Below are 24,583 nucleotides of genomic sequence, written 5' to 3'. Positions count from 1 at the left end.
ATCAGGCGCGAGCGAGCGATAACAACCCGCATCCCATCGCTTTTGCCGGACCAATTCCATTTTTTAATAGCACCAGTAATGCGGACGCGTCGGTCACCGTGAGAAAACCTTCAAAGTTAACCGGCTGAATTTTTCCACCTGCCCCTTTTTTAGAAAAAAACAGCGGTAACTCGCCTGCCGATTCAATGCTTTCCAGGCGGGCGGCAGGTAAAAGCTTTCTCGCTAACCACTGATGCTGTTCCTGCTCTTTCAGTAATGGCACCCGGCAACGTTTGATTTGCCCTCGGCCATCAAGACGTTGGTGTTCATCTTTAATGGTTTTTATCGGATTCGCCCGCAAACGAAACCGTAGCTGTGCTCCCTCATTCAGACAAAACGCAATGGGTTTGCACGCAAGCACATGCGCGGCCGCCGACGATTCAGGAACAGCTATCGACTGCAATAACACTTCACAGCCTCGACCGGGGTGACGGGTTTCTACACGGAATAAAAAATCTCTTTTTTGATCGCCTTGAGAAGGGAAGAGCTGCCAGATAGCCTGATGAAACTGATAAGCATCCCGGCACCAGGCGTTCTGAATAGTCACCTTACTGAGATACATCCGATTCTCCTTTTATGACGTGCCACTCTCTTGATGCAAACTGTCGCGGTAAAGCAATAATCGGTTCATCACGCACAGTGAAGCGTCGGCCTGCCCCATCTCCAGGCGCCTCACTGTAAATATCGCCTCCCACGGGCGAATAATTTGCCAGCGCCTGTTGTGGGCCAGGGGCTTCGCAGAGGTCGACAAAAAGGGGTTGGGTTAATGGGCAGCATTTACGACCCAGAAAAGGCGTAAAATGCGGTTTGCGTACCGCAGCTTGCAGTTCTTGTAATCGGAGCGTTGCCCGTTCCGATTCCCAAACCGCCACGGTGAATACGGCATCGCACAGGTATTCACGCCATGTCTGGATGGTTTCGTGGCTTTTTAAGCCGCGATAATCCTCGCGCGCATCCATAACGGTGTGGTAATCACGTAAACCGCTAACCGGAATTGCCCGACCATCAACTGACGACGTATCGCAACGAACAGCGAAAAGGACGCTGTCTGAAAGCGTTTGTAATGCGGTTCGATCGTCACGTTTTAGCCCCAGGCAAGCGCCCAATACCCCTAGCAGGCCGCTGCGTGTAGGGAAACGCGCTGTCGGGCGTGTTCCCTCAAATGTCGGTTGCCCCCAGGCTTGCATCGGCCCTGCAAGCCGCAGGATTAAGTATGATTTCATCATGACGCCTCGCCATCAAGGCAGATCCATTTTTTTAGTTGTTCCAGTGTATCGACCGCCATCACATCTCCGCCCAGGGCATTCGCATCGGCGACCATAAACTGGACGGCTGGCCCGGTTAATCCATAACCATTTGCAATGCGTCGCCAATATTCATTGAATGCATTGATAGAAGGGAGCAAATAACCGTCTTTAGCTTTGACCGGGCTTTCAAAGGCGTTGGCTAAGGAAAGGGGAAGATCGGAGAAGTTAATCATAACCATGTCAGCCGGGTTGAATGCGGCGAAAGTCCGCTGTTTTGCCCCCGGCACTTCAGTCGCCAGCATGTGCGCCAGATGCGCTGCGATCTGTAGCGCTTGTTCACGAGTTGCGCCACCGAGATTCTCCTCAAGCTGGGCGATATTCAGACTGGCGTAGCGATAAAAAAACGCCAGAGGAAAATTCCTGGGTTCCCAGATGTGCCGAACCTAAATCCTGGAGATCGTCTACCGCTGTAAACCAGTCAATATCAGAATCGACTGTATGCGTAGTGATGGCGTGAGCGATAGACATTGCGCCATCAACTTTTCCCAGTTCGCTCATCAGGCCACTGGTCGCCATACGCCCGCTCAGTGCAACATCAACCCCCTGCTGAAGATTGGCGCGCATCGCCGCTATGTCTTCTTTCAACATTTTGAGCAATTTTTTGTCATCAAGCTGCTCTGCTTCGGCTTTCATCACCTGTTCGCAAAACCATTCAACTTCACCCAGTACCCAGGGCGTCACGGCATCACCGGAGATTTTTTCCGCGTCATCAATGGCTTTGCCAGATAACAACGAAAGCGTTTTATCAATTATCGGCAATTCGAATCGCGGGGATAACTTCTCACGTAATACGTCACGCAATTCTTCAAGGTGAATCGTGCGTAGACTGGATGCGCCAATATGGTGGGCATAATAATCGCTTTTACGCATCGCACGTTTCAGGCTCTGGCTGGAAATACGTACGCGCCGCTTGCCGCCGAAAACCGCATCTTTTTGCATATTCATATCATCGCGGTTTAAACAGGAAGGGCTGTGAGAGATCAGGACATGGAAATTGATAAAATTGTTCATTAGAAGATTTCCTTACGCTTTTTTGTTTGATTCAGGGGTTGCCAACATAAAATCTTCCAGCAGTTGCTGGCGCTCTCGTTTTCCCCACCAGATGAGTTGCCGTGTGAATAAAGGCCAATCCAGAACAGGCTCTGCATGAATTAATAACCGCCGTAGTTGAATCATGTCGCCAGGACTTTCTGCGCGAACAAGCTGAAAAATGCGGCGTTCATTGATTTTCCCGCTCTTTGCTAGCGCTCTTCCCAAGCTAATACCCGTCGGGTAATCGGCGTTTTTTTCTTTATGACGAATCACGTCTTTACCGGCGATCAGGCAAAAAACCATACGCAGTAACGGGCGCTGATTGACGGGGTTTTCCCAGCCAAAGGGTTGGACAAGACGATAAAAGGCGGGGATATCGCGTAATTCATCAGGCTCACTTACCCGTCTTAGCTGGGCGCTTGAACCATTATCTAATTGCTGCCAGGCGTTATAGAGCGCCATTGAATCAATCTCCGTCGCCATGAGCTAACTCTCCTTGTGGTTGAAGTGCATAAAGATGTTTTCGAAGCGAGGCGCGCGCTACCGCTAGCGAGCGGATCAATTTCGGATGATGGGCATAAGGCGCAGTGACCTGGTTGAACAGCGCTTCGCAGAGCTGATGAAGTTCTTTTCTCAGGCGAGCGACAATGTCCTGCGGCTCGGAATAGTTAATGCTTGCAAGGATTGAAGGAATAAGCAGTTCGCTGTGACGGTAATAATGGCGTTCAGCTACTTCGTGCACTGCCACGCCAGCCCCTTTAACATCGCTATTTTTTATCCCCTCAACAAAGGTGTATAGCCCTTTGCGCAACGCGGATTTGTATCCCAGGCCGATATCCACAATGTCATTGATCACATCGACACTATTCTGCCAGCCCTCATTGAAGATCAGCACATCGTGGCGACGTTCCAGGATAGAAGCCTGATTATTACGGTACCCGCCGACAATGAGCGCCAGCTTAAATCGTGGATACACCTCTCTGAACTGTTCGACGACCATTGCTACACGACGCCCTTCACCCTGCCGGGTTTCCTTATCCACCAGGATGCGGCTAATTTGAGTCCAGGAAGGTGCGGCGGTAGTAAAGGCGAGAAACTTTTGCTCAATGACGCCCTTTTTTTCGGCGATGAGGCGGGGGGAGTGAGGATGAGGCCATAATCCTTCCACCGTAAAATTGAATTTAGCCTTGAGAAAACCGTTATAACGCTGGTTGCTCTGCTGCCCGCACCCGCAACATTGCCCTGGGCCTATTGGCGGGCAAAGTTCAATGTGCGCAGGTTGCCAAAAAAGACCGCGCAGTAAACCAACCGTGGCGGCAGGAAAGGTTTTCCCGCTGGCTATAGGCCGTTTCCAGGTGGGAAGATTTTCGGTATGGCTATCGACGGGAAAAGAAGATTGCAGACGCGATGTTGTCAGAACGTTAAGCCAGAGGGTGCTGCGCAGATCGGCCCCCTTAATTAAAGTTGTAATCGGTGTTCCGCCGCGCAGTCCACTTTTAAATCCGCCGCCGAATCCTGGTGCATTATTTGCCTGATTAAAAAGCGCAATCGCTGTGCAACCGCCGCATAAGGTCTCCCCCTGCCCAGGCTGATTAACGAAGGCGCAATTCGTGGCTCCGCTTAAACCGGTCATCAGCTTTTCCATCGGGGTGGACTCTTTCGCTTCGACGCCTTTTACCTGCATAAACGGCGTTTGCGGATGATCCAGTTGAAAGGTGTGCAGCCATGGTGCCATTAAAGAAATAAATTCTGCTTCATCAAGCGGCTTCGCAACCCGATGGCGCATTTCGCCATCGTCTTTGGGCGCGCAGGTAACTTGCAGCAGGCAAATCAGTAATTGTAAAGCCGCCAGCTCCATGTCATCGCGCGGTAGGTTTAATAGCCATTTTTCATGGCTGCAACATAACCGTTGTAGCGTGATGGTTTGCGGATGCCTTTCCTCAAACGCACGGACGGGTATCCATGGGTCAATAAGTAAATCCATTACATCACCTCCTTAAATTTATTGCTGTGAATCACAGTGCTTCGTTTGAGATGACTTTGGTCATCCCTGATTCTTTTGTATAAATAAGCGTCAAGCCTTTTCTTTCGTGTAGCCACGAGCCATCGGCAATCCTCCCCTTCAGCCAAAGCATCCCGTGCTCATCCAGGGGGTCATCAAGCGTTTTGCGCCAAGAATTCGGCACATTAACGCGGTTAAGCGCTAATGCCTCACGCACAGAAAACTCGTCCAGATGTTCGATAACTCGTCCATCCAGTAACTGCTTACCCTGCTCGGTTTGCAGGTATTGCACGACTGACAGGCTCATTTCGCCGTCACGTGTCACCGCCTGAATTTTTTCATCACTGTCATTCAATGGGGCCCGAGCGGCCCAGCCCAGCATATCGCGGGCTTTACTTCTTTTGACTAACTGCTGCATTTCGTATTCATCCATCGCAGCCGTTACCCACTCAGGTTCATCCGCCTCATTGGCGCAGTAAATCACGTCAAGCCATTCCCGGTAGGCATCCGGGAAATAAAGCGGTTGCGCATTCAGCGCTTCGAGATGCTGTTGGGTACGCCAAAGTACGCGGACATTACCGTAAATTTTGCTGTGCAAACCGTAATTTGCCTGGTCTGGAAGCAGAACGGTGGCAAGTGGAGAAGAGAATCCTGTGGGACGTGAATCGCGCTCATGGCGATGCAAACGCCCAAGCCGTTGGAATAATAAATCTGCCGGGCAGTGTTGAGTGATTAACCAGTCAAAATCGACATCCAGTGACTGCTCCACAACCTGGGTCGAAACCAGGATTCGACCACGGCTTCGATCGCCGTTTTTGCCAAAATAACGCAGCACGTTTTCTTCTTTGCTTTGGCGATCCAAAAGCGTGAAGCGCGAATGGAACAGGATGACGTCAATATCGGGGCCGCTTTTTTGCTGGAGTTCGCGACAAACCTTTTGCGCCACGTCCACCACGTTGCAGATTAAGCACACCTGCGCTCCCGCATGGGCGGCGGCCAGCATCCGGTCAATCAGCGTTTGATCAGGCATTAAATCCGTTAATTTTATTGACTCAAGTTCAAGTGCGAATCGACGCGGTAAATGCTCAGGCGAGTCCTGGAGATCCCATTGGGCGGCAGTTTTGTAACCCCGCCAGTTAATCAGGGGATATGGTGCGGAAGTACCCGTGTCATTTGACGCAACCGCCTTCCCATAGTTATTCAATAACTGATGGCGCTGCTGTTCCGGTAAGGTCGCAGAAAGCAAGATTGCGCAGCCTCCCGCTTTGTATTGCGCGTCAAGAACCGCATCCAGCAGGCCATTCATATAGGTATCGAAGGCGTGAATTTCATCGACGATCAACACACTGCGCCCTACCCCAAAACCGCGGATAAAGCGGTGTTTTACCGGCAGGACTGAAATCAGGACCTGGTCGATGGTACAGATGCCAATCTGCCCAAGAAAAACGCGCTTGTTACTTAAGGCTAGCCATTCGCAACATTGCGCCCATGCCTCATCATTGCCCTGGGCATTTTGACCATGCTGTTTTATTGCCTGAAAATCGTTATTAAACCTGGCGTTACCATGAGCGAGGATCAGATTTGGCTGAGAGAAAAGACATCCGGCAAGAAACGCCATTCTTTCAAACATGGCGTTGGCGGTGGCCTGAGTAGGTAAAGCGAAGACAATGCTGTCGGCCAGATTGGCATCAATGAGTCGCCAGGCATAGGCCAGCGCGGTTTCGGTTTTACCGGAACCCGTCGGCGCCTCGATCAGCGTGACGCCAGTCTCAAGCGGCAGCGCATCGACTAACACTTGTAACTGACGAGGCTGCTGAACGGTTGAAAGCAGTTTTTGCACACCCTGATAAGTCTGCACATCCGCCAACAGGCCACTACGCTGTAATACGATGGGCGCATCCTTTTCGCACTTTGCTATAAAGTAATCCCTTAGTTGATCCATTGTCGTAGGGATAGCGGCACTGAATTGAAAAGTGTCGTTATTGCGCCAGGAACCCAGCCAGTCAGCAATTGAGCAAAACCCAGCCATTAAGGGCGAAATTTCAGGTGGTGTATCTTTAACGGATAATCCAACCGGGTTGAGAAATAGCGCCTCAAGTGCCTCAATCCATTCGCAACGCGCTTGCCTGTCGCGTTCAGCAAGTAAGGGGGATAAAAATGTCGGCCATCTCAGGTTGTTATCGTTCAGTTCATGTTGAGGACGAATATAACCGTGGTGACCCGTCACCGCTTCTATCCATGGGATCCAGCTATGCAGGGGATGCGGTTCAGGCTCGTCGAAACAGGTAAAATCACAATCCTCCTGCATCGGTTGATAATCTTCAATAAACCAGTACAGCCCAGCCGCACCATGATCAAAACCCTGACAACAGGAATAATCCAGCGCTGATGGCTTAGCGTTGCATTGAGATAACATTCGCCAGGTTTCTACTGACTTGCACTGAAACCGGGTGTCAAACTTACCGATATCATGTAGAGCAATGAAAAACAGTACCCAGGCTTTAACCTGCGTTTCATCCAGTAAAGGCGAGTTACGGCAAAAAACTGACCGAATCAAGGAAGAGCCTTCCCACCAGCATGAAGCCACAGCGGCAACATCAAGCGAATGCCAGATCAGTAAATGACAGCCTGTCTGTTGCGAATCTTCCCTGACCGTTTTCCCCCAGTATTGCGAAAAAATCCTTTTTTTCATCGTTGTCTCACTTTTAGATCACTACAGGAGACCTTACTGTCCGCCGACAACACCATGACCAGGTTGATACATATCAAACAATTATTTTTCATTGTCCAGGCATGTACAGCATCTCGTTCCGGGTCTCGAAATATCCACAGAATTAACATTGTTCACCTCCCCCTTGACCTTCCCCTTGATGGAAGGTTTACCCTTCTATAACGTCACCAAAGCCAATCAAATCTGGCTCACCGAGAAGGAGTTTCACAATGTCTCATACTGTTGATCTCACCCTGCATGGTCTGTCCTGCGGCCATTGCGTTAAACGGGTAAAAGAAAGCCTGGAAAAACGTCCTGATGTCGATACCGCTGAAGTCACCATTACTTCCGCACAGGTTACCGGCAGCGCGTCTGCCGAGACGTTAATCGAAACCATTAAAGAAGCCGGATACGGGGCGGAGTTAAGCCACCCAAAGGCTGACCCGCTGGCAGAGTCATCAATCCCGTCGGAAGCACTGACAGCGGCGCCTACCTCGCTTCCGGCAGACGCGTCGTATGATGACAGCCAACAGTTGCTCATCGACGGCATGAGCTGCGCCAGTTGCGTAAGCCGGGTGCAAAATGCGCTTTCAGGCGTTCCCGGCGTGACCCAGGCACGGGTGAATCTTGCGGAGCGCACCGCGTTAGTCATGGGTAGCGCCTCCGCAAGCGAATTAATCAGCGCGGTTGAGAAAGCCGGATACGGCGCTGAAGCCATTGAAGACGATAACGAACGGCGCGAGCGCCAGCAGCAAACCGCCCAGGCGGCGATGAAACGCTTTCGCTGGCAGTCCGCCCTCGCGCTTGCGGTAGGTATCCCGGTGATGATCTGGGGCATGTTCGGCGACAATATGATGGTCACCGAGGATAACCGCACGCTGTGGCTGATTATCGGCGCGATCACGCTGGGCGTGATGATTTTCGCAGGCGGTCACTTTTACCGCAGCGCATGGAAAAGCCTGATGAACCGCACCGCCACTATGGATACCCTGGTGGCGTTAGGCACCGGGGCCGCGTGGCTGTTCTCCATGAGCGTCAACCTGTGGCCGCAGTGGTTCCCGATGGAAGCGCGCCACCTTTATTACGAAGCCAGCGCCATGATTATCGGTCTGATTAATCTCGGCCATATGCTGGAAGCCAGAGCGCGCCAGCGGTCGTCGAAAGCGCTGGAACGCCTGCTTGACCTTACGCCGCCCACCGCCCGCGTGGTGACCGAAAACGGCGAACAAACGCTGCCGCTGGCAGAAGTCCAGCCGGGTATGACGCTGCGCCTGACCACCGGCGATCGCGTTCCGGTCGACGGTGAGATCACCGAAGGCGAGGCCTGGTTTGATGAAGCAATGCTGACCGGCGAGCCGATCCCTCAGCAAAAAGGCCCCAGCGAGAACGTCCACGCCGGGACCGTGGTGCAGGACGGCAGCGTGCTGTTCCGCGCCAGTGCGGTCGGCAACCATACCACGCTGTCGCGCATTATTCGTATGGTGCGTCAGGCACAGAGCAGTAAGCCGGAAATCGGCAAACTTGCCGACCGCATCTCCGCCGTGTTTGTCCCGGTCGTGGTGCTGATAGCGCTATTCAGCGGCGCAATCTGGTTCTTCTTCGGCCCGGCTCCGCAAATCGTGTATACCCTGGTGATCACCACCACGGTGCTGATTATCGCCTGCCCTTGCGCATTGGGCCTGGCCACGCCGATGTCGATTATCTCCGGCGTTGGCCGCGCCGCCGAGTTTGGCGCGCTGGTGCGTGATGCCGATGCGCTGCAACGCGCCAGTACCCTCGACACGGTGGTGTTCGATAAAACTGGCACGCTGACCGAAGGTAAACCGCAGGTGGTCGCCGTGGTTGTAGCCGAAGGCGTCGACGAACAGCAGGCGGTGCGTCTGGCCGCCGCGCTGGAGCAAGGCTCAAGCCACCCGCTGGCGCGCGCTATCCTCGATAAAGCCCAGGAAATGTCGCTGCCGTCGGTGAATGGCTTCCGTACCCTGCGCGGGCTGGGCGTCAGTGGTGAAACCGAAGGCCATTCGCTGTTGCTGGGTAACCAGGCGTTACTGCATGAGCAGCAGGTGGATACCCGCGAGTTAGATGCAGAAATTGAACGCCAGGCCCAACAGGGCGCAACGCCGGTGTTGCTTGCCATTGACGGTAAAGCCGCGGCGCTGCTGGCAATCCGCGATCCGCTGCGTGAAGACAGCCGCGATGCGCTGGCCCGTCTGCATCGCGAAGGCTACCGCCTGGTGATGCTGACCGGCGATAACGCCATCACCGCGCAAGCCATTGCCAAAGAAGCAGGTATTGATGAGGTGATTGCAGGCGTGCTGCCGGATGGTAAAGCAGAGGCCATTGCCAAACTGCAACGCGAAGGCCGCCAGGTGGCAATGGTGGGCGACGGCATTAACGATGCCCCCGCGCTGGCCCAGGCTGATGTCGGTATCGCAATGGGCGGCGGCAGCGATGTGGCGATTGAAACCGCCGCTATCACGCTGATGCGCCACAGCCTGATGGGCGTTGCCGATGCGCTGGCGATTTCCAAAGCTACGCTGCGCAATATGAAGCAAAACCTGCTGGGCGCGTTTATCTACAACACGCTGGGCATCCCGATTGCCGCCGGTATTCTGTGGCCGCTGACCGGGACGCTGTTAAACCCGGTGGTGGCGGGCGCGGCGATGGCGCTGTCGTCGATTACCGTGGTCAGCAACGCCAACCGTTTGTTACGCTTTAAACCCAAAGCCTGATACTAAGCCCGGGAGGCTCTCCCGGGCTTATTTGCACGTTTTTGTTCAGCGCGTTAGCATGAGTTCTTTTACCAGGAACGCATCTATGGGCTTGTTCGATCGTCTGCGCGCACTGCTGGGGAGCCTGTCTCCCGTTAATCCCTGGCCCGCCATCGACATTACGCTGCCCGATAAACGCTACCTTCACCTGGTCGGCAGCATCCATATGGGCACAAAGGATATGTCCCCGCTTTCAGAGCGCCTGGTTGAAAAAGTCCGTCGCGCCGATGCCCTGATCGTCGAGGCGGATATTCGCGAAAGCGGTTCGCCGTTTGGCTTTGATCAGACTGAACGCCCGCTGCAAGAGCGGCTCGATGCGGCAAGCGTTGAGCAGATTGAAAAAATCGCCAGTGAACTGTCTATTCCCCTTTCGCGCCTTGACCATCAACCCGCCTGGCAGGTGGCGCTAATGCTGCAAGCCCACCAGGCGCAAAGCCTGGGGTTACGCCCGGAATACGGTATCGACTACCAGCTATTACAGGCGGCGCAGGCCACTCACACCCGAGTGATTGAGCTGGAAGGCGCAGACAGCCAGATCGCGTTGCTGCGCCAGTTGCCTGAGCAGGGCCTGGGTTTACTTCACGACACGCTCACCCACTGGCACACTAACGCCCGGTTATTGCAGTTGATGATTGGCTGGTGGCTCGGTAATCCGCCGCGCGATAATAACGTCTCCCTGCCCAATACCTTCGCGCACGATCTCTATAATGTCCTGATGCATCAACGAAATATGGCATGGTGCGAATTCCTCCATAACCTGCCGCCGGGCCGTTACGTCGTGGCGGTGGGCGCGCTGCATCTGTATGGCGAAGGAAATGTTCCGGCGCTGCTGAAGAACCCGTAGCGGATGCGCAATTTTGTTCTATTTTTCCGCTGCCTTTGCTTTTAACCTTTTCTTATGACTGAGTGAACATCAGGGAACTACCATGACGCCCGCGGTAAAACTGCTCGAAAAGAATAAAATCACCTTCAAAATCCACGCCTACGATCACGATCCGCATGACACCAATTTTGGCGACGAAGCGGTTCGCAAACTGGGGCTGAATGCCGATCAGGTGTACAAAACCCTGCTGGTCTCGATAAATGGCGACGGCAAGCAACTGGCGGTGGCGGTTACGCCCGTCGCTACCCAACTGGATTTGAAAAAGGTCGCTAAAGCCTTAGGCGCAAAGAAGGTGGATATGGCCGACCCGATGGTCGCGCAGCGCACCACCGGCTATCTGGTGGGCGGTATCAGCCCGTTAGGCCAGAAAAAACGCCTGCCGACGCTGATCGACGCGCCCGCACGGGACTTTCCGAGCATTTATATCTCCGGCGGCAAACGCGGCCTGGATATCGAACTGGCGGCGGGCGATTTGGCCTCGCTGCTTAACGCCACCTTTGCAGATATTGCCCGCCGTGATTAGCGCCGATAAAAAAACCGGGGCCACATCGCCCCGGTTCGCTGTGTTTTATTGCCAGCTCACTTCGCCTTTCGGTTCGTAAGCGTTCACATCCAGCGGCGAGTTCTGTTGGATGTACTGTTTCAGCACTTCCGCATCAATAAACCCGGTATTCACATAGCCCGGCTGGTTATCAATTTGCGGATAGCCATCGCCGCCCGTGGCGTTAAAGCTCAGGGTCGCCATGCGGTAAGTTTTATTGGGATCGACCGGCTCGCCTTTGATTTTCAGATCGCTCAGGGTGCCGCCCGAGGCGCTAAAGCTCACGTTGGCGAACTGCGGATAAGCCCCGGAATCCGGTTTTTTCTGCGCCACGGCGGTGAGATATTCCACCACGGCGTTGCCCGGCATATCGATATACACCAGGGTGTTGCCAAACGGCTGGACCTTGAGCACATCTTTATAGGTAATGTCGCCGGCCTCAATTGAATCACGGATACCGCCGCCGCTCATTACCGCGAAATCGGCTTCGGTACGCGCCATCTGCGCCGCCAGAATCAGACGGCCGAGGTTGGTCTGCACAAAGCGGACTTTACTGCGGTCCCCTTCCAGGTGTCCGTTGATGTTGCCGATTTTCACGTCGAGTTGCGCTTTGCCTTTGCTCTGGAACGGTGACAGCAGCGAAAGCATTTTTTGGTTTTCAGCAATTTCCGGGGTGTAAAGGATACGGTCGCTCTTGCCGTTATCCCAGGTGACTTTTCTCTTCAGGTTTACCGGGATCAGCTGATAATTCACCAACTTCATTTCACCGTTGCGGAATTCAAAATCCGCCCGGCCGACGTATTTGCCCCATTCGTGCGCCTGGACAATCCAGATACCGTTCTGGCGGTCCGGCGCGCACGGCGTGCCGGGCACGTAATCCTGCTGCTTTTTATTCTCCGCCGCCATACACACCGGATTTTGTGAGTGACCGCCAACAATCATTGCCAGCGCGCCTTGCGGCAGGCTACGCGCCATTTCCACATCGCCCGGCGCGTTAGAGCCGTGTTCGCCGTTATCGTAGTGTCCCATATGGGTAGTGGCGATAATCACATCCGGCTTTTCGGTTTGCTGTAATTCCTGAATCACCAGCTTCGCTTCATCCGCCGGTTTGCGAAATTCGATATCGGTGAAAAATTCCGGGTTGCCGATTTTGGCGGTGTCGTCGGTAGTTAGGCCGATGACCGCGATTTTCAAATCCTGGCGCTTAAACAACGCCCAGGGTTTAAACAGCCGTTCGCCGGTGCTTTTCTGGTAGATATTGGCGGAGAGGAACGGGAATTTGGCCCACGTTTCCTGCTGGCGTAAAACGGTAAGCGGATTATCGAATTCATGGTTGCCGACGGCCATCGCATCGTAGCCAATCAGATTCATTCCGCGAAAATCGGGTTCGGCGTCCTGCAAATCAGATTCCGGCACGCCGGTATTGATATCGCCGCCGGACAGTAACAGTACGCTGCCGCCCTGCTCGGCGACCTGCTGGCGAATGCCGTCCACCAGCGTTTTTTGCGCGGCAAGGCCATATTCGCCATATTCGTTACGCCAGAAGTGACCGTGGTGATCGTTGGTATGGAGGATGGTGATTTTATACGTTTTATCTTGCTCGTAAGCCTGCGCGGGCGCGCTCAGCATCCCGAAGGCCATAAACAAGGCCAGTGCCAGGCCGGATTTGGCTAACCCCATGTCAAAGCTCCCTTTAAAATAACTTTTAGGCAAAAGTTTAGCGGTAAGCCACCCTATACCACTTCCTTTTCAGATTTGCGACTTTCCTCACTCAGAGTTGCGCGGTATGTTAGCAGAGTAACTATTCTCCTCACGGATAATTACCTGCGTTATCCGTTAATAATAAAATCGTTTTCTGGAATCTATGGCATGAGTCAACAAACCCAGTCGATAACCGGGCAACCGGCTTCGCCGCCCAAAAGCCGCACCTCGTTCGGCATTTTGGGCGCAATCAGCCTTTCGCATTTACTGAACGATATGATCCAGTCGCTGATCCTGGCGCTGTATCCGTTATTGCAGGCTGAATTTACCCTAAGCTTTGTGCAAATCGGCATGATTACCCTGACCTTCCAGCTCACCTCGTCGCTGCTGCAACCGGTGGTCGGACACTATACCGACAAATACCCGATGCCCTGGTCGCTGCCGATTGGCATGTGCTTTACTCTCTGCGGCTTGGTGCTGCTGGCGATGGCAGACAGTTTCCCGATGGTCCTGCTGGCGGCGGCGCTGGTCGGTACCGGTTCGTCGGTGTTTCACCCTGAATCGTCCCGCGTGGCGCGTATGGCCTCCGGTGGCCGTCATGGTCTGGCGCAATCGCTGTTCCAGGTAGGCGGCAACTTCGGCAGCTCTCTCGGCCCGCTGCTGGCGGCTATCATTATCGCGCCGTATGGTAAAGGCAATGTGGGCTGGTTTGTGTTGGCCGCGCTGCTGGCGATTGTGGTGCTGGCGCAGGTCAGCCGCTGGTATGCTGCGCAGCACCGTCTGGCGAAAAGCCGCCCGGCGGTGAAAATCGAAAACCCGCTGCCGCGCCCGCAGGTGATTCAGGCGATCAGCGTGCTGCTGATCCTCATCTTCTCGAAGTACTTCTATATGGCGAGCATCAGTAGCTACTTCACTTTTTACCTGATGGAGAAGTTCAGCCTGTCGGTGCAAAGCGCCCAGCTTCACCTGTTCGGCTTTTTGTTCGCCGTGGCGGCGGGTACCGTCATCGGCGGGCCGGTGGGCGATAAGATTGGTCGCAAACTGGTCATTTGGGGTTCCATCCTCGGCGTCGCGCCCTTTACACTGATCCTGCCTTACGCCAATTTATGGTGGACGGGCGTGTTGACGGGCATCATCGGCTTTATTCTTGCCTCGGCGTTTTCGGCCATTCTGGTGTATGCCCAGGAACTGATGCCAGGGCGCATTGGGATGGTTTCCGGGTTGTTCTTCGGTTTCGCCTTCGGCATGGGAGGCCTTGGTGCGGCGGTGCTTGGCTTCGTTGCTGACCAGACCAGTATTTTTCTGGTTTATAAAATCTGCGCTTTCCTGCCGCTTTTGGGGATACTCACGGTATTCCTGCCGGATAACCGCCGCAAAGCGTAACGTAACGCGGCCAAAGCTCTGTTTTGGCCGCTGCTGTACCCCGCATATCCTCACGCTTTATGCTCAATAAAGACGGAAATCCACTCTCTGGTGCTGTTTTCTCGTCCAAATGCCATTTTTCTTCAAATTTCAACAATTATTCATAAACGAGACGTATGAAATTGTCATAAACTATTTACAGGAGGCTTGGTTTTAACCAGGTCGGGAGCCACTGGATACGAAAGGAGACGGAATGCATCACGCCACCCCGCTTATCACCACCATTGTCGGCGGCCTCGTGCTCGCTTTTTTGCTGGGCATGCTGGCCAACAGGTTACGTATATCACCACTGGTGGGATATTTGCTTGCTGGGGTTTTAGCAGGGCCATTTACGCCGGGTTTTGTGGCTGACACCAAATTAGCGCCAGAACTGGCGGAACTTGGGGTTATCCTGCTGATGTTCGGTGTGGGATTGCATTTTTCAATTAAGGATTTGATGGCGGTAAAGTCGATAGCCATCCCGGGCGCCATCGCGCAGATTGCGGTAGCGACGCTGTTGGGGATGGGGCTTGCGTATACGCTTGACTGGTCACTGATGACCGGCATCGTATTCGGATTGTGTCTTTCCACCGCCAGTACTGTGGTACTGCTGCGGGCGCTTGAAGAACGGCAGTTAATTGACAGCCAGCGCGGACAAATCGCTATCGGCTGGCTGATTGTTGAAGATTTAGTGATGGTGCTGACGCTGGTACTGCTGCCCGCCGTGGCAGGCATGCTGGAAAAAGGCAACGTCGGGCTGGCCTCGCTGTCGCTGGATATGGGCATCACCATCGGCAAAGTCGTGGCGTTTATCGCCCTGATGATGCTGGTGGGCCGCCGCGTGGTGCCGTGGATCCTGGCGCGCAGCGCCGCGACCGGTTCCCGTGAACTGTTTACCCTGTCGGTTCTGGCACTGGCGCTGGGTATTGCGTTTGGTGCGGTTGAACTGTTCGACGTCTCTTTCGCCCTCGGCGCGTTCTTCGCCGGGATGGTGCTCAACGAATCGGAACTGAGCCATCGTGCCGCCCACGACACGCTGCCGCTGCGTGACGCCTTCGCGGTGCTGTTCTTCGTCTCTGTGGGGATGCTGTTCGATCCACTGATTCTTATCCAGCAGCCGCTGGCGGTGCTGGGTACGGTTATCATCATCATCTTCGGTAAATCACTGGCGGCGTTTGCGCTGGTGCGGTTGTTTGGTCACTCTCAACGCACGGCATTAACCATTTCCACAAGCCTGGCGCAGATTGGTGAATTTGCTTTCATCCTGGCGGGCCTCGGTATGGCGCTCGACCTGCTGCCGCAGGAGGGCCAGAATCTGGTGCTGGCGGGGGCGATCCTGTCGATTATGCTCAACCCGATCCTGTTTGCCATTCTTGAAAAATATCTCGATAAAACCGAGACCCTGGAAGAGCAAACGCTTGAGGAAGCGCTGGAAGAAGAGCAGCAAAACCCGGTGGATATCTGTAATCACGCACTGCTGGTGGGGTATGGCCGCGTCGGCAGCCTGCTGGGGGAAAAACTGATGGAGCAAGGCATTCCGCTGGTGGTGGTCGAAACGTCCCGGACGCGGGTTGATGAATTGCGCTCGCGCGGTATTCGCGCCGTTCTGGGTAATGCCGCCAATGAGGAAATCCTGAGCCTGGCGCATCTGGATTGCGCGCGCTGGCTGCTGCTGACCATTCCCAACGGCTACGAGGCGGGCGAGATTGTGGCAACCGCCCGCACTAAATGCCCGGATATCGAAATTATCGCCCGCGCCCATTACGATGATGAAGTGGATTACATCAGCGAACGCGGCGCTAATAAGGTGGTGATGGGCGAACGTGAAATTGCCAACACCATGCTGGCGCTGTTGGGTAAACCGCAGTTGGATGAGGCGGTAACGGGGTAATTCCGGTTAATCACTTTCATCAATAAAAAAGGCTGGGCAGCAATGCTGACCAGCCTTTTTTATTGGGCGCTAACCTACCGCTCCCAGTACGCCTCTTCCAGGCTATCTTCGCGTTCCGGCAGGCCGCGGGTCAGGCGCGGAGAGTGCTGGTTCAGCACCTGGTAGCTCACGCGGTTGGCGTATTTGCACACCTGCGCCAGCGACGAGTACGTCAGCCAGTTAAATTTGTGCTTGCTGGAGTTCGGCACGTTGGTGCGATGGTAGTTATTGGCGGTGATGTCGTGCAGCAGCGCCGCCAGTGCGCCATCGCCTGCCCCGTTAGTGTTCATGATTTTTTCCGGCCCGCCCATATACGGCGCGATATGCGAGAAAATACGCAGCGGCTGTTGGCAATCCTGTAAGCGCATCACGCGGCTGAATTCATACTGGTTGAACTCGGCAATCGCCCCCGGCAGCAGCGGATGCTGGGTCTTGCGCTTCGCCTCTTCTTCGGTATAACCCGCCATATACAGGCCTATCGGCCCGGCGGTACACAGCACCAGGTCAACCCAGTCCAGCGCTTTATCGGACGCCAGCAACGGGTCGCTTTCTCCGGTCAGCGCCAGCGCTTCCTCTTCGTTCATCGCCAGAATCGACACGTGTTCTTTCAGGAAGTCACGCCACCATTGCGGGTTATCGGCAATCACGTACTTCGTGCCCAACGTCAGCACCACCGGCACATTGTGCTTTTTGGCGTAACCAATGGCGGTCATGGTGGCTTCCGGCATCGGCTCGCCCGGCTTGCAGCGCACCAGATAAGAGGTCAGCACCAGCGCCGACGCCCCGGCGATCACCGCTTCGGGAATGCTTTCCGGGCGCAGCTGGTTCATATGGCCAGGGCTGATGGCAAAAGTACGTTCGCCCTGCTCGCTAATCAGCGTAAAGCAGCGGCCAATTGCGCCGTCTACGCCCTGCAGATAGTTCAGGTCAGTACGGCTGGAGGTGTTGCACAGGTAACGGTAGGCATAGCTGCCTGGCGTGATGTTATTGCACATCACGCCCAGCAGTACCGAACGGTCATCGGCCAGTACAGAATAGTTGTGCATGGTATTGCCGATGGTGCCACCGGCAAACTGGTGGGTAATCAGATTTTCGCGCACCAGCTCCTGATAAAGCGCTTCCGCCACATCATCTTCAATCACCAGCGAATGACCGAGGCTTAAGCCGTAACGCGCCACAAACGCATCGTCGACGCGCGCTTCGATATCCACCAGCGTCTGGTCAATACCCACCACCCATGACGGGCTGGCTTCGTTATCGGGTAAAGACTGTTGCAGCAGTAACGGGTCGCGCAGGCTGACGGGAAAATAGTGTTTGGATTTACGTTTACCGGGAAATTTCATGGGATGCGGATCGGTAGCTAATCAGGCGGAGCATGGTAACACACTCCGCCATCGGGGTGCGATCAGCGATAGCGCGAGACCAGTTGCACCATCATCTCGATGTGCGCCGCATCGTCATTCAACGCCGGAATGTATTCGTATTTCTCACCGCCTGCCTCAAGGAAGATTTCGCGGTTCTGTTCGGCGATCTCTTCCAGGGTTTCCAGACAGTCCGCCGCAAATCCCGGACACATCACCTGAATATGCTTGATGCCTTTTTCCGGCAGCATTTTCAGGGTTTCGTCGGTATAGGGCGTTAACCACGGCTCGCGGCCAAAGCGCGACTGGAAGGTCATCATGGTCTTTTCCGGTGCGATTTCCAGCGCACCGACCAGTTCGCGGGTAGTATCGCGGCAGCGTTGCGGATAATCGTCGCCCTCATCGGCGTAACGTTGCGGAATGCCGTGATAGGACATCAACAGCAAATCCGGCTCGCCGTGTTGAGCGAAGGATTTCCGCACCGTGCCCGCCAGCGCGTTGATGTAAGCGGGATGATCCGCGTAATCGCGAATAAAATTCACGCCCGGAATACGGCGATAAAGCGCGAGGATGCGCGCCAGCTCATCCCATACGGCGGCCACAGTGGAGCAGGAATATTGCGGATAAAGCGGCAGCACGATGATATTGGTGACGCCATTTTCGACCAGCTCCGCCATGGCGTTATCCAGCGATGGCCTGCCGTAGCTCATGCCCAGCACCACCGGAATATCGGGCAAGCGCGCCGATAGCGCCTGCTGTTGGCGGCGGCTATATACCAGCAGCGGCGAGCCTTCTTCCATCCAGATCGACTGATAGAGTTTAGCGACGCGAGGAGAACGCAGCGGCAGGATCACGCCGCGCAACAGCGGCCACCAGAGCAATGGAGAGGTGTCCACGACGCGTTTGTCGCTTAAAAACTGGCGTAGATAGCGTTTAACAGCGGGCGCCGTCGGAGCATCCGGTGTACCGAGATTGACCAGTAAAATACCTGTTTTTTCGAAACGCATTACCCGCCCTTACCTGACTAAATGGCTGATAATTGTAGCTGAAAACCTGGCAGGATAAATCTATTGATATGAGAGCCAACTCCCTTCTTCGGGAAAGAAAAGCGCTGGCTCTGTATTATGCGGCGAGGAATTAACCGAGGATTTTTTCCAGTTCTGCGCGGACTTCGCTGACCGCTTTGGTGCCGTCAACTTTCGCGTACTGGGTGTTGCCCGCCTGTGCTTCTTGTTGGTAGTAGCCGATCAGCGGCGCGGTCATCTGATGGTATTCCACCAGGCGCTTACGCACGGTTTCTTCCTGATCGTCTTTACGGGTGGTCAGCTCTTCGCCGGTCACGTCGTCTTTGCCTTCCACTTTCGGCGGATTGAATTTGACGTGGTAAACGCGGCCAGACGCAGCGTGTACGCGGCGGCCAATGATACGGTCAACAATCAGCTCATCCGGCACATCGAACTCAAGCACGTAATCTACTTTGATGCCCGCTTCTTTCATGGCGTCGGCCTGCGGGATAGTGCGCGGGAAACCGTCGAGCAGGAAACCGTTGCGGCAATCTTCCTGAGCAATGCGCTCTTTTACCAGGGCAATCACCAGCTCATCGGTCACCAGTTTGCCGGCGTCCATGATGTCTTTAGCCTGTTTGCCCAGCTCAGAGCCGGATTTTACTGCGGCGCGTAACATGTCACCGGTAGAGATTTGCGGAATGCCGTATTTCTCCATGATGAACTGTGCCTGAGTACCTTTTCCTGCGCCCGGAGCGCCGAGCAGAATAATACGCATTGCGTAATTCCCCATACGATTTGATTATTACTGAAAGTAGCGAGGCCAAAACCATACCACTAAAGGCAGTACTACGACAAGAAACGCGGGACAGGTGAATGCTTTCAAGCGCCTGGAGGGAAGCAATAAAACACAGAGTGGCGGGAATTTCCCCCTCTCAGCGTAGCGAGAGGGGGAAAAAGCAGCCTTACGAAACCAGAAGCTGGTTCATGCGGCGAATAAACAAGTTTGGATCTTCCAGAGTGCCGCGTTCGGCCAACAGCGCCTGGTCGAGCAGCAATTCCACCCACTCTTTGAAGCGCGCGTCATCCTGGGTATCCGCCGTGCGTTTCACCAGCACGTGGTCCGGGTTCAGCTCAAAGATGTATTTCACTTCCGGCACCGCCTGGCCCGCAGCGGCAAACAGTTTTGCCATCTGGGTGCTCATTTCGTCGTTGTCGGTGGTGACAATCGCCGGGGTGTCGGTCAGACGGTGGGTAAAGCGCACCTCTTTCACGCGGTCGCCCAGCAGCGTTTTCACGCGCTCAACGAACGGCTCCAGCGCTTTTTCCGCTTCTTTGGTCTGCTCGTCCACTTCATCCGCCAGCTTATCCAGCGACTCGTCCGCTTTGGCGATAGACTGGAATTTCTTGCCGTCGAACTCGGTCAGGTAGCTCATCATCCACTCATCGATGCGATCGGAAAGCAGCAGTACCTCGATGCCTTTCTTACGCAGCAGCTCCAGATGCGGGCTGCTCTTGGCCGCGGCGTAGCTGTCGGCAGTGATGTAGTAGATCTTCTCCTGGCCTTCTTTCATGCGCGCCACATACTCTTCCAGCGACACGGTCTGCTCAGAAGAATCGGTATGGGTGGACGCAAAGCGCAGCAGTTTAGCGATGGTTTCCTGGTTGGCGTTGTCTTCCGCCGGGCCTTCTTTCAGCACAAGGCCGAACTGTTTCCAGAAGGTCTGGTATTTTTCCGCATCGTCTTTCGCCAGTTTTTCCAGGGTCTGCAATGCGCGTTTGGTCAGCGCATTGCGCAGATTGCGGGTCACGGTGCTGTCCTGCAGGATTTCACGCGACACGTTCAGCGGCAGATCGTTGGAGTCGATAAGCCCACGGATAAAGCGCAGGTAGTTCGGCATGAACTGCTCGGCGTCATCCATGATAAACACGCGCTGCACGTAGAGTTTCAGGCCGTGTTTATGATCGCGGTTCCACATATCCCACGGTGCCTGGGACGGCACATACAGCAGGCTGGTGTACTCCTGCTTGCCTTCCACGCGGTTATGGCTCCAGATCAGCGGATCGGTGAAGTCATGGGCGATGTGCTTGTAGAACTCGTTGTACTCATCATCGCTGATCTCAGACTTGCTGCGGGTCCACAGCGCCTGGGCTTTGTTGATTTTTTCGAAGCTAACGACGGTTTCGCCGTCTTTCTCTTCGTGCTTTTCGATCTCAACCGGCAGCGCGATGTGATCGGAATATTTGCTGATGATCGAGCGCACACGCCAGTCGTCGAGGAACTCGTCCTCGCCTTCGCGCAGGTGCAGGGTAATTTCGGTGCCGCGATCGGCTTTATTGATGTCTGCAACGGTGTATTCACCCTCGCCCGCCGATTCCCAGAACACGCCCTCTTCAGCGCTAACGCCTGCGGCGCGGGTACGAACGGTGACGTTGTCCGCCACAATAAACGCAGAGTAGAACCCCACGCCGAACTGGCCAATCAGTTGGCTGTCTTTCGCCTGATCGGAGCCCATGCTTTCCAGAAATGCTTTGGTGCCGGATTTGGCAATGGTGCCCAAGTGATCGATCACCTCATCGCGGGTCATCCCGATGCCGTTATCGGCGATAGTCAGGGTGCGGTTAGCTTTATCAAAAGAAACGCGCACGCGCAGATCGCCGTCGCCTGCGTAAAGATCCGGGTTGGACAGCGCGCGAAAACGCAGCTTATCCGCCGCATCGGAGGCGTTGGAAATCAGCTCGCGCAGGAAAATTTCTTTGTTGGAATACAAGGAATGGATCATCAGGTGCAGAAGCTGTTTTACTTCTGACTGGAAACCACGGGTTTCTTGTCCTTTCATTTAAGTCGACCTCAACAATGCCATTTAATGGGGTGGTAAGACGTTGAGGGATAGATGGGGATAGGGGACTGGAATTTCAAGCGGAGCGTGTGAAGACACGCTCCGAATGATTAAAAAACAATCTTGTGACGACCGACCAGAGAGTGCGACAGCGTGGTGCCGTCCACCATTTCCAGTTCGCCGCCGACCGGCACGCCGTGAGCGATGCGGCTGGCATCAACGCCGTACTGCCCGCACAGTTCCGCGATGTAGTTAGCCGTGGCTTCGCCTTCCACCGTGGGGTTGGTGGCGAGGATCACTTCTTTTAGCGACTCGCTTTCCAGACGCTGCTCAAGGCGATCCAGACCGATGTCCTGCGGACCGATACCATCCAGCGGAGAGAGATGGCCCATCAGCACAAAGTAGCGGCCGGAAAACTGCCCGGTCTGCTCAATCGCGTAGATATCCGCCGGGCTTTCCACTATGCAGATTTGACCATTTTCCCGACGGCGCGGGTTGGCGCAAATATGGCAGATTTCCTGCTCGGTGAAGGTGCGGCAATCGACGCAATGGCCGATTTCCGACATGGCGCGAGTCAACGCCTGCGCCAGGCGCATGCCGCCGCTGCGATCGCGCTGCAACAGCGTGAAGGCCATACGCTGCGCTGATTTCGGGCCAACACCCGGCAGGCAGCGCAACGCTTCCATCAGTTGTGTCAGCAGAGGACTGGTTTGCATCAGAACGGCATCTTAAAGCCTGGCGGCAACTGCATACCGGAAGAAACAGACGCCATTTTCTCTTTCTGAGTTTCTTCGATACGACGCGCGGCATCGTTAAACGCAGCGGCAACCAGATCTTCCAGCATGTCTTTATCGTCTTCCAGCAGGCTCGGATCGATTTCCACGCGACGGCAGTTATGCGCGCCGTTGATGGTCACTTTCACCAGGCCCGCGCCGGATTCGCCGGTCACTTCCAGTTGCGCGATCTCTTCCTGCATCTGCGCCATTTTTTCTTGCATCTGCTGGGCTTGCTTCATCAGATTACCCAGACCGCCTTTTCCAAACATATGCATCTCTCTTTACTTAGGGGCTCGCCGGGCGTCTCCGCTCAGCGATACCGGGTTTACAACAGGCAGAAATCCTGCCCGTCAAAGGGGGCGAATACTCTCTTCATCCAGATCGGCGTCGAAGAAACGACGCAGGGTCTGGATATTGGCATCCGCGATGATCGACTCGCGCGCCTGCGCCAGCTTCTCTTCATAAATCGCCTGCCGCCACTCAAGGGGCGTACGCTGGGCGAGATTATCATCTTCAATGATAGTCAGTTCAATCGGCATGCCATACAGCTGGCTCATCGCCTCGCTGAGTGTCTGCCGCGCTGCGGGCGAATTCAAATGGCGCTGAGTGGAACGCAGGTGCAGGCAGATGTTTGGCCCGTCCTGCTCTTTCCAGGCGTTCAGCGCCACCTGCTCGACCAGTTTCGGCAGCTTTAATAAGCTTACATCACGCGCCCATTCATCGCGCTCCAGAGATTCCTGCGCCAGTTTCGCGGCCAGCTCCGGGGTTTTCTCATGCTCGAGCGCTTTTTTCAGCGCTTTCGGCGTGGCGACGGGTTCCGGCGTGACTTCCACCACGTTCTGCGCTTTCCAGCGGTAGGCTTCCGGTTTGACCGGGGCGCTCTCCTGTGGCGCTTTCGCCGGTTTCGCTTTTGCCCGTTCGGTGACCGAGGCCAGTCGTTCGAGCGCGGAGTTATTCACCGGCCGCGCGGTACCTGGCGCTGCCGGTTCACTCTTTTTTGCTTTGCTGCCCTCCTGGGCTTTCTGCAAGCGGCTGCGGGCTTCCAGCAGATGGCTGGTGGCATCAGGCAGCGGGACGTTCGATGCAGGCGGCTGCGGCGCGACCGACGACGGCGCTTCCACGCGGGCGACGGGTTGCGCAGCCACTGCCGGTATCACCGTCTGCATCGGCTGCGGTTCCACTATGGGTGCACGCGGGTGAAACGCCAGCGCACGCAGCAACGTCATTTCCACGCCCATCCGCCGGTCCGGCGCCCAGGGCAATTCTTTGCGGCCAATCAGCAGCGTTTGATAATACAGCTGCACATCCGCTGGCGGCAGCGTTCTCGCCAGTTCACGCAGGCGCTGTTCAATGGCGGCCATATCCGTACCGATAGCGGCGGGAGAAAGCTGCACCATGGCAATGCGATGCAGCAGGCTGAGCATTTCTACCAGCAGCGCTTCCCACTCCACGCCACGGGAATGCGCCTCGTTAATCAGGCACATTACGGTTTCGCCTTCGGCGCGGGCCAGCGCTTCAATCAGCGCCAGCGCCTGGGAGTCGTCGAGGGTGCCTAACATAGCGCTAACTGCCGCCGTGTTGACCTGCCCGTCGCCGCTGGCGATGGCCTGGTCGGTCAGGCTTAATGCATCACGCAGGCTGCCTTCCGCCGCACGTGCCAGCAGTTGCAGGGCGCGCGATTCGTGGTCGATTTTTTCCTGGGTAAGAATATGTTCCAGCTGATCGCGGATCTGCTCAACGTCCAGCGCTTTAAGATGGAATTGTAGGCAGCGCGACAGGATCGTCACCGGCAGTTTTTGCGGATCGGTCGTCGCCAGCAGGAATTTGACGTGCGCGGGCGGCTCTTCAAGCGTCTTCAACAGTGCGTTAAAGCTGTGGCGCGAGAGCATGTGCACTTCGTCAATCAGATAAACTTTGAAGCGCCCACGGGCGGGCGCATATTGCACGTTATCCAGCAGATCGCGGGTATCTTCAACCTTGGTGCGCGAGGCGGCGTCGATTTCGATCAAATCGACAAAGCGGCCCTGCTCGATTTCGCGGCAGTTGTCGCACACGCCGCACGGGGTCGCCGTAATGCCGGTTTCGCAGTTCAGCCCTTTGGCTAACAGACGCGCAATCGAGGTTTTCCCCACGCCGCGCGTGCCGGAAAACAGGTATGCGTGATGGATACGCCCGAGGGATAATCCGTTCGCCAGCGCGGTCAGTACGTGTTCCTGGCCGACGACGTCAGCAAAGGTTTGTGGGCGCCATTTACGGGCTAAGACCTGATAACTCATGGGCTGGCT

Annotated in this window: 18 protein-coding genes, 1 pseudogene and 1 other annotated feature; of the genes and pseudogenes, 5 read left to right on the top strand and 14 right to left on the bottom strand. The window is 55.2% G+C overall.

Annotated elements, in window-relative coordinates; genetic code table 11:
• Nucleotide 1 precedes the first annotated feature (1 nt).
• The 6 genes and pseudogenes from cas6e to cas3 form a co-directional block, all read right to left on the bottom strand.
• Nucleotides 2-601 (bottom strand): type I-E CRISPR-associated protein Cas6/Cse3/CasE, encoded by a 600-nt coding sequence (gene cas6e / locus ACVV26_RS05895; RefSeq protein WP_474800394.1) that lies wholly within the window; start codon nucleotides 599-601, stop codon nucleotides 2-4.
• A complete protein-coding gene (gene cas5e / locus ACVV26_RS05890) occupies nucleotides 588-1,262 on the bottom strand; it encodes a type I-E CRISPR-associated protein Cas5/CasD (RefSeq protein WP_474801747.1) in 675 nt (224 codons plus the stop codon). The genes cas6e and cas5e overlap by 14 nt, the downstream gene beginning before the upstream one ends.
• Nucleotides 1,262-2,357, bottom strand: a pseudogene (gene cas7e, locus ACVV26_RS05885) (type I-E CRISPR-associated protein Cas7/Cse4/CasC). The gene cas5e and the pseudogene cas7e overlap by 1 nt, the downstream one beginning before the upstream one ends.
• 12 nt (nucleotides 2,358-2,369) lie before the next feature.
• Nucleotides 2,370-2,861, bottom strand: a complete 492-nt coding sequence (gene casB, locus ACVV26_RS05880) for a type I-E CRISPR-associated protein Cse2/CasB (protein WP_474800393.1) — start codon at nucleotides 2,859-2,861, stop codon at nucleotides 2,370-2,372.
• Complete coding sequence (casA, locus tag ACVV26_RS05875) at nucleotides 2,845-4,362, bottom strand: type I-E CRISPR-associated protein Cse1/CasA (RefSeq protein ID WP_474800392.1); 1,518 nt, start codon at nucleotides 4,360-4,362, stop codon at nucleotides 2,845-2,847. The genes casB and casA overlap by 17 nt, the downstream gene beginning before the upstream one ends.
• A gap of 31 nt (nucleotides 4,363-4,393) precedes the next feature.
• Nucleotides 4,394-7,072 (bottom strand): CRISPR-associated helicase/endonuclease Cas3, encoded by a 2,679-nt coding sequence (cas3, locus tag ACVV26_RS05870; protein ID WP_474800391.1) that lies wholly within the window; start codon nucleotides 7,070-7,072, stop codon nucleotides 4,394-4,396.
• Nucleotides 7,073-7,320: 248 nt separating this feature from the next.
• On the opposite strand from cas3, the gene copA reads away from it, so the two are divergent.
• The 3 genes from copA (at nucleotide 7,321) to ybaK (ending at nucleotide 11,267) form a co-directional block, all read left to right on the top strand.
• Nucleotides 7,321-9,822: a copper-exporting P-type ATPase CopA gene (gene copA / locus ACVV26_RS05865; RefSeq protein ID WP_474800390.1), complete on the top strand. Its 2,502-nt coding sequence runs from the start codon at nucleotides 7,321-7,323 to the stop codon at nucleotides 9,820-9,822.
• Nucleotides 9,823-9,907: 85 nt separating this feature from the next.
• Nucleotides 9,908-10,705, top strand: a complete 798-nt coding sequence (locus tag ACVV26_RS05860) for a TraB/GumN family protein (protein ID WP_474800389.1) — start codon at nucleotides 9,908-9,910, stop codon at nucleotides 10,703-10,705.
• A gap of 82 nt (nucleotides 10,706-10,787) precedes the next feature.
• Nucleotides 10,788-11,267: a Cys-tRNA(Pro)/Cys-tRNA(Cys) deacylase YbaK gene (gene ybaK, locus ACVV26_RS05855; protein ID WP_474800388.1), complete on the top strand. Its 480-nt coding sequence runs from the start codon at nucleotides 10,788-10,790 to the stop codon at nucleotides 11,265-11,267.
• 45 nt (nucleotides 11,268-11,312) lie between these two features.
• Here the strand turns inward: ybaK and ushA are convergent, their stop codons facing one another.
• Nucleotides 11,313-12,965, bottom strand: a complete 1,653-nt coding sequence (gene ushA, locus ACVV26_RS05850) for a bifunctional UDP-sugar hydrolase/5'-nucleotidase UshA (protein ID WP_474800387.1) — start codon at nucleotides 12,963-12,965, stop codon at nucleotides 11,313-11,315.
• 189 nt (nucleotides 12,966-13,154) lie between these two features.
• Between ushA and ACVV26_RS05845 the strand changes: the two genes are divergently transcribed.
• Both ACVV26_RS05845 and ybaL read left to right on the top strand, forming a co-directional pair.
• Complete coding sequence (locus tag ACVV26_RS05845) at nucleotides 13,155-14,369, top strand: MFS transporter (RefSeq protein WP_474800386.1); 1,215 nt, start codon at nucleotides 13,155-13,157, stop codon at nucleotides 14,367-14,369.
• Between the two features lie 232 nt (nucleotides 14,370-14,601).
• Nucleotides 14,602-16,278, top strand: a complete 1,677-nt coding sequence (ybaL, locus tag ACVV26_RS05840; protein ID WP_474800385.1) for a YbaL family putative K(+) efflux transporter — start codon at nucleotides 14,602-14,604, stop codon at nucleotides 16,276-16,278.
• A 74-nt stretch (nucleotides 16,279-16,352) separates the two neighbouring features.
• Here the strand turns inward: ybaL and ACVV26_RS05835 are convergent, their stop codons facing one another.
• The 7 genes from ACVV26_RS05835 to dnaX all read right to left on the bottom strand — a co-directional run bounded on the left by ACVV26_RS05835 (nucleotide 16,353) and on the right by dnaX (nucleotide 24,574).
• A complete protein-coding gene (locus ACVV26_RS05835) occupies nucleotides 16,353-17,660 on the bottom strand; it encodes an inosine/guanosine kinase (protein WP_474800384.1) in 1,308 nt (435 codons plus the stop codon).
• Between the two features lie 62 nt (nucleotides 17,661-17,722).
• Nucleotides 17,723-18,685, bottom strand: a complete 963-nt coding sequence (gene hemH / locus ACVV26_RS05830) for a ferrochelatase (RefSeq protein WP_474800382.1) — start codon at nucleotides 18,683-18,685, stop codon at nucleotides 17,723-17,725.
• A 130-nt stretch (nucleotides 18,686-18,815) separates the two neighbouring features.
• On the bottom strand, nucleotides 18,816-19,460 hold the full coding sequence (adk, locus tag ACVV26_RS05825; RefSeq protein WP_125293939.1) for an adenylate kinase: 645 nt from the start codon (nucleotides 19,458-19,460) through the stop codon (nucleotides 18,816-18,818).
• Nucleotides 19,461-19,647: 187 nt separating this feature from the next.
• Nucleotides 19,648-21,522, bottom strand: coding sequence for a molecular chaperone HtpG (gene htpG / locus ACVV26_RS05820; RefSeq protein WP_474800381.1), 1,875 nt, complete (start codon nucleotides 21,520-21,522; stop codon nucleotides 19,648-19,650).
• Nucleotides 21,523-21,632: 110 nt separating this feature from the next.
• Nucleotides 21,633-22,238, bottom strand: a complete 606-nt coding sequence (gene recR / locus ACVV26_RS05815) for a recombination mediator RecR (protein WP_474800380.1) — start codon at nucleotides 22,236-22,238, stop codon at nucleotides 21,633-21,635.
• Nucleotides 22,238-22,567 (bottom strand): YbaB/EbfC family nucleoid-associated protein, encoded by a 330-nt coding sequence (locus ACVV26_RS05810; protein ID WP_125293942.1) that lies wholly within the window; start codon nucleotides 22,565-22,567, stop codon nucleotides 22,238-22,240. Before ACVV26_RS05810 ends, recR begins: the two co-directional genes overlap by 1 nt.
• 81 nt (nucleotides 22,568-22,648) lie before the next feature.
• Nucleotides 22,649-24,574 (bottom strand): DNA polymerase III subunit gamma/tau, encoded by a 1,926-nt coding sequence (gene dnaX, locus ACVV26_RS05805; RefSeq protein WP_474800379.1) that lies wholly within the window; start codon nucleotides 24,572-24,574, stop codon nucleotides 22,649-22,651.
• Nucleotides 23,252-23,316 (bottom strand) — a sequence feature (DnaX frameshifting element). Its footprint overlaps the gene before it by 65 nt.
• Nucleotides 24,575-24,583: the final 9 nt, after the last annotated feature.

It is taken from the genome of Atlantibacter sp. MEI4A-1023 (assembly GCF_056155425.1).
Note: the sequence above shows the minus strand (reverse complement) of the source record. Positions and strands in the feature narration are given on the sequence as shown.

Bases quoted from the DNA above. Each gene is read 5' to 3' on its own strand.
- hemH (WP_474800382.1), bottom strand. From the start codon at position 18,685: ATGCGTTTCGAAAAAACAGGTATTTTACTGGTCAATCTCGGTACACCG.
- dnaX (WP_474800379.1), bottom strand. From the start codon at position 24,574: ATGAGTTATCAGGTCTTAGCCCGTAAATGGCGCCCACAAACCTTTGCT.
- casA (WP_474800392.1), bottom strand. From the start codon at position 4,362: ATGGATTTACTTATTGACCCATGGATACCCGTCCGTGCGTTTGAGGAA.
- ACVV26_RS05860 (WP_474800389.1), top strand. From the start codon at position 9,908: ATGGGCTTGTTCGATCGTCTGCGCGCACTGCTGGGGAGCCTGTCTCCC.
- adk (WP_125293939.1), bottom strand. From the start codon at position 19,460: ATGCGTATTATTCTGCTCGGCGCTCCGGGCGCAGGAAAAGGTACTCAG.
- recR (WP_474800380.1), bottom strand. From the start codon at position 22,238: ATGCAAACCAGTCCTCTGCTGACACAACTGATGGAAGCGTTGCGCTGC.
- cas5e (WP_474801747.1), bottom strand. From the start codon at position 1,262: ATGAAATCATACTTAATCCTGCGGCTTGCAGGGCCGATGCAAGCCTGG.
- ACVV26_RS05810 (WP_125293942.1), bottom strand. From the start codon at position 22,567: ATGTTTGGAAAAGGCGGTCTGGGTAATCTGATGAAGCAAGCCCAGCAG.
- ybaL (WP_474800385.1), top strand. From the start codon at position 14,602: ATGCATCACGCCACCCCGCTTATCACCACCATTGTCGGCGGCCTCGTG.
- ACVV26_RS05845 (WP_474800386.1), top strand. From the start codon at position 13,155: ATGAGTCAACAAACCCAGTCGATAACCGGGCAACCGGCTTCGCCGCCC.
- ushA (WP_474800387.1), bottom strand. From the start codon at position 12,965: ATGGGGTTAGCCAAATCCGGCCTGGCACTGGCCTTGTTTATGGCCTTC.
- ACVV26_RS05835 (WP_474800384.1), bottom strand. From the start codon at position 17,660: ATGAAATTTCCCGGTAAACGTAAATCCAAACACTATTTTCCCGTCAGC.
- cas6e (WP_474800394.1), bottom strand. From the start codon at position 601: ATGTATCTCAGTAAGGTGACTATTCAGAACGCCTGGTGCCGGGATGCT.
- ybaK (WP_474800388.1), top strand. From the start codon at position 10,788: ATGACGCCCGCGGTAAAACTGCTCGAAAAGAATAAAATCACCTTCAAA.
- copA (WP_474800390.1), top strand. From the start codon at position 7,321: ATGTCTCATACTGTTGATCTCACCCTGCATGGTCTGTCCTGCGGCCAT.
- cas3 (WP_474800391.1), bottom strand. From the start codon at position 7,072: ATGAAAAAAAGGATTTTTTCGCAATACTGGGGGAAAACGGTCAGGGAA.
- casB (WP_474800393.1), bottom strand. From the start codon at position 2,861: ATGGCGACGGAGATTGATTCAATGGCGCTCTATAACGCCTGGCAGCAA.
- htpG (WP_474800381.1), bottom strand. From the start codon at position 21,522: ATGAAAGGACAAGAAACCCGTGGTTTCCAGTCAGAAGTAAAACAGCTT.